At 70.0% G+C, this 4,515-nt stretch carries 6 protein-coding genes; 4 read left to right on the forward strand and 2 right to left on the reverse strand.

Annotation, left to right across the window (positions count from 1 at the left end; all coding sequences use genetic code 11):
* A partial coding sequence (locus tag V6M46_RS14320) for a hypothetical protein (protein WP_332666323.1) occupies positions 1 to 292 on the forward strand: 292 nt, incomplete at its 5' end.
* On the opposite strand, the gene V6M46_RS14325 is transcribed toward V6M46_RS14320, so the two are convergent.
* Complete coding sequence (locus tag V6M46_RS14325; RefSeq protein ID WP_332666325.1) at positions 283 to 885, reverse strand: TetR/AcrR family transcriptional regulator; 603 nt, start codon at positions 883 to 885, stop codon at positions 283 to 285. The genes V6M46_RS14320 and V6M46_RS14325 overlap by 10 nt on opposite strands.
* Positions 886 to 907: 22 nt before the next feature.
* Positions 908 to 1,168 carry a hypothetical protein gene (locus tag V6M46_RS14330; protein ID WP_332666326.1) on the reverse strand — a complete coding sequence of 87 codons (261 nt, stop codon included), beginning with the start codon at positions 1,166 to 1,168 and terminating at the stop codon, positions 908 to 910.
* 129 nt (positions 1,169 to 1,297) lie between these two features.
* Here V6M46_RS14330 and V6M46_RS14335 point away from each other — a divergent pair, with 129 nt between their 5' ends.
* From V6M46_RS14335 to V6M46_RS14345, 3 genes are all read left to right on the forward strand, one after another.
* Positions 1,298 to 2,014: a response regulator transcription factor gene (locus V6M46_RS14335; RefSeq protein WP_332666328.1), complete on the forward strand. Its 717-nt coding sequence runs from the start codon at positions 1,298 to 1,300 to the stop codon at positions 2,012 to 2,014.
* Positions 2,015 to 2,019: 5 nt separating this feature from the next.
* Positions 2,020 to 3,447, forward strand: a complete 1,428-nt coding sequence (locus tag V6M46_RS14340) for a sensor histidine kinase (protein WP_332666330.1) — start codon at positions 2,020 to 2,022, stop codon at positions 3,445 to 3,447.
* Between the two features lie 175 nt (positions 3,448 to 3,622).
* Positions 3,623 to 4,515 (forward strand): glycosyltransferase family 39 protein (locus V6M46_RS14345; protein WP_332666332.1); only part of this gene is annotated, 893 nt, incomplete at its 3' end.

Genomic DNA, 4,515 nt, shown 5'->3' on the forward strand with positions numbered 1-4,515 from the left:
CATCGCCGCCGACCTGCTGCGCCAGCACAACAGCGAGAACGGCGCGTGCGTCCAGGCGCCCGAGATCCATGTGGCCCGGATCGACACCCGGGGTTGGGCAGCAGGCGGCAACTTCATCCCGAAATGTGGCGGCGAGGGCGCACTGTGGGCCAAGACCGCCGGAGGGTGGCGCCTGGTCTGGAGCGGGCAGACGCTTCCGGAGTGCGCGGTCCTCGAGCAGCACCGCTTCCCGGCAACTGTGGCCGGCACGGAGTGCAGCACGGCCGACGGGAAGACCCGCCGCTATCCGTGAGGCCCCGGCGTGAGGCCCGCGACCAGAGGCTCGATCAGCCGGAGGAAGCGTTCGGGCGTGGCGTCCGGGTTGACGGACTGCCGCATCGCGAGGCCGATGGCATAGTCGACGGCCGCCTCCGCGAGCACCTCGAGCGTCTCGTCGTCCATCGCGTCCGGCGGCACGAGCGACCGTACGACCGCCACCGCCTGCTGGATCGACGCAGTCTGACGCTGCGTCTGCGCTGCGGCCAGCCGCGGGTCGTTCATGGTGTCGAGCAGCAGCTCGAGCTCGAAGCGGACCCATCCCGAGGACATCGCCTCGGCGGCCCACGCCCGGACCTGGTCGAGGACGTCACCGGCGGCAAGGGCCCCGGCGACCCGATCGCCCAGCGCGCCGATCTGCTCGGCCTGCAGGCGTTCGAGGACACCCAGCGCGAGATCCGCCTTGCTGCCGAAGCTCGAGTAGACGATGCCCGTGGTGAACCCGGCCTCCTTGGCGACCGAGGCCAGCGACGTCGCGACATAGCCGTCGCGGAGGAACGCGTCGCGGGCCACCCCGAGGACCGTTTCGCGATTGCGGTCCTGCACCTGTGATCGGGTGAGCCGCGTCATGGAGTCAGCGTAGTGACCCGGCTCAGGTGTTCGAGGCGTTGCCCTGCGTGGCGGGTTGCTGGGATCCGGGCTGCTGCAGGCCGGGCGGGCCACCGGGCGGGAGCTGCCCGCGCTGCAGGCCGGGCGGGCCACCGGGGCCACCTCGGCCGTTGTCGGCGCCTCCGCCCGCCGAGCCCAGTGCAGCACCGGCGCCGAGGCCGAGCACGACCGCGGCGATCGCGCCGCCCACGAGCGTACGGGTCGACCAGGACTGGGCAGGACTGTCATCAGCGGTGTCACTCATGCCGCCACGATGACCGCCTGACCTGTCATGGTCCTGTGGACGGGCCCGGTGCGGGCTGGGACGGGCACTCACAGGTTTCTCACAGGGCGTTCTCACGCATCCGCCTGCTGGGCGATCCACAATCGACTCATGGCTTCCACACTGACCCGGGCGGACGGCACACCCCTGCGCGTCCTCGTCGTCGACGACGAGATCAACATCGCCGAGCTGCTGCAGATGGCGCTGCGCTACGAGGGCTGGGACATCCAGATGGCGCACACCGGGCGCAAGGCGGTGGCCGCGGCCAAGGAGTTCGCGCCCGACGCGATCGTGCTGGACATGATGCTGCCCGACTACGACGGCATGGAGGTCCTGCGCAAGGTGCGCGCCCAGTCCCCCGAGATCCCGGTGCTGTTCCTGACCGCTCGCGATTCCGTCGAGGACCGCGTCGCGGGGCTGACCGCCGGCGGCGACGACTATGTCACCAAGCCGTTCAGCCTCGAGGAGGTCGTGGCCCGGCTGCGTGGGCTCATGCGCCGCGCCGGGGCGATGGACGCCCGGCCCAACTCGGTCATCACGGTCGGCGACCTCTCACTCGACGAGGACAGCCGCGATGTCGAGCGCGCCGGCCGCGAGATCGAGCTGACCGCCACGGAGTTCGAGCTGCTGCGATTCCTCATGCGCAACCCGCGTCGCGTGCTGTCGAAGGCGCAGATCCTGGACCGGGTGTGGGACTACGACTTCGGCGGGCAGGCCAACGTCGTCGAGCTCTACATCTCCTACCTGCGCAAGAAGGTCGATGCGGGACACGAGCCGATGATCCACACCAAGCGTGGCGCCGGCTACGTCCTGAAGCCTGCAGAGTAGGTCCCGTGCGCAAGCTCCTCCCCTCCTCGCTGACCGGTCGGCTGATCGTCACGTCGGTCGTGCTGGTCGCTGTCGTCAGCCTGCTCATCTCGGCGACGGCGACCCTCGTGATGAGGTCGTACCTGACCGACCAGCTCGATGAGAAGGTCACACAGTCGCTGGGGCCTGCCGAGTTCCAGGCACGCGAGAACATTCCCGCACCGCCCGTTGGCCAGACGCGGGGTCAGGGCTTTGGCCGGGCCGTCGGCAGCATCGGAGCCCGGACCACCTCGACGGGGACTGCCGGGGAGCTGGTCGTGTCCGGCAACGGCGGGGGCGCCCGCGAGCTGTCCAGCCGCGCGCTCGCCGCCCTCACCGATGTCGAGCCCGACCAGGATCCCCGCACGGTGGACATCCCGGGACTGGGCAGCTATCGGGTTGCTGCCCGGACGACACCCACCGGCACGACTGTGTGGCAGGGGCTTCCGACCAAGGACGTCGACAGCACGATCTCTAGCCTCATCTGGTGGGAGTCGCTCCTCGCCCTCGCCGGGATCGCCGCAGCGGGGGCTGCCGGTCGCGTGCTCGTACGCCGCCAGCTTCGGCCGCTCCGCGAGGTCGCCGCCACGGCCCACGAGGTCATCGCGATGCCGTTGTCGTCCGGTGAGATCGGCCAGACCGTACGCGTGCCTGCCCAGCTCACCGACCCGGACACCGAGGTCGGGCAGGTCGGCGGGGCGCTCAACCAGCTCCTGGGCCACGTGGAACAGGCGCTCGACGCCCGGCACGAGAGCGAGCAGCAGGTCCGCCAGTTCCTCGCCGACGCATCCCACGAGCTGCGCACTCCCCTGTCGACGATCAAGGGCTATGCCGAGCTGAGCCGGCGTACCGGCCGCGACGATCCCGATCAGATCCTGGCGAAGGTCGAGTCGGAGGCCGGCCGCATGTCGACCCTCGTCGAGGACATGCTGCTGCTGGCCCGGCTCGATGCCGGGCGCGAGGTCGATCGCCGGCCGGTCGACGTGACCCGTCTCCTCGTCGAGGCCGTCAACGACGCGCGCGTCGTCGACCCCGAACGCCAGTGGAGGTTCGACGTGCCCGAGGAGCCCGTCACCGTGACCGGTGACGAGCAGCGGCTCCACCAGGCCGTCACCAACCTGCTGACGAACGCCAGCCGGCACACTCCGCCGAAGACCACGGTCGACGTACGCCTGCGAGTCGACGACAAGGTGCGGATCGAGGTCCACGACAACGGCCCCGGCATCGACCCCGAGCTGGTCCCCACGATCTTCGAGCGGTTCGTCCGCGGTGATTCGTCGCGTACCCGTGCGTCGGGTGGCGCAGGACTCGGCATGTCACTCGTGCGCGCGATCATGCACGCGCACCACGGCACGGCGAGCGTCGAGAGCAAGCCCGGCGACACGACGTTCACCCTGACGCTGCCAGCCTCCTGACCTCCGCGGTTTACCAGGAGAACCTGGTAAAGGGTCACTCCTCCGGGCAAATTTGCCTGGTGAAGTGGCGGTTTACCAGGTTCTCCTGGTAAACCGCCCCCTCCCGCGGAACGCTCACAGAGGTGGCACAGAGTGAGCACACGGTCGTGCCAGTCCGGTTTCGCACCGTGGAGGCATGAATCCGACGACCCTCATCGCGCCGGCGGCCGAGCGCCGCACCTCGGCGGCCACGCCTGACCGAATGCCCTCCGACACCTCGTGGCCCACCCGCCTGTGGCGCGGCAGGCCGGACGACTCCCCGTACGTACGCCCGGCGCTCCTCGCGCTCCTCGGTGCGACCGCCCTGCTCTACCTGTGGGGACTCGGCGCCTCCGGCTGGGCCAACTCGTTCTACTCCGCCGCCGTGCAGGCCGGCTCGGCGTCCTGGAAGGCGTTCTTCTTCGGCTCCTCCGACGCGTCGAACTCGATCACGGTCGACAAGACCCCGATGTCGCTGTGGCCCATGTCGCTGTCGGTCCGCATCTTCGGCCTGTCGTCGTGGAGCATGCTCGCGCCGCAGGCGCTGATGGGCGTCGGGGCGGTGGGCCTGCTCTACGCGACGGTCAGGCGTACGACTCGCAGTGCGTGGTCCGGGCTGCTCGCCGGCGCGATCCTCGCGCTCACGCCGGTCGCCGTGCTGATGTTCCGCTTCAACAACCCCGACGCACTGCTGACGCTGTTGCTCATCGCCTCGGTCTACGCGACGATCCGCGCGATCGAGTCACCCGAGCGCGCCGTGCGGTGGCTGGTGCTCGGCGGGACTCTCGTCGGGTTCGCCTTCCTCACCAAGATGCTGCAGGCATTCCTGGTCCTGCCGCCGCTCGCCGCCGTCTACCTGATCGCCGCCAAGCCGTCGATCGGCAAGCGCCTGGGCCACCTGCTCATCGCGTTCGGCTCGATGATCGCCGCCGCCGGCTGGTGGATCGCGATCGTCGAGCTGTGGCCCGCGTCGAGCCGCCCGTACATCGGCGGTTCGCAGAACAACTCGATCCTCGAGCTGACGCTCGGCTACAACGGCTTCGGCCGGCT

The organism is Aeromicrobium sp. (genome assembly GCF_036676885.1).
Lineage (GTDB): Bacteria > Actinomycetota > Actinomycetes > Propionibacteriales > Nocardioidaceae > Aeromicrobium.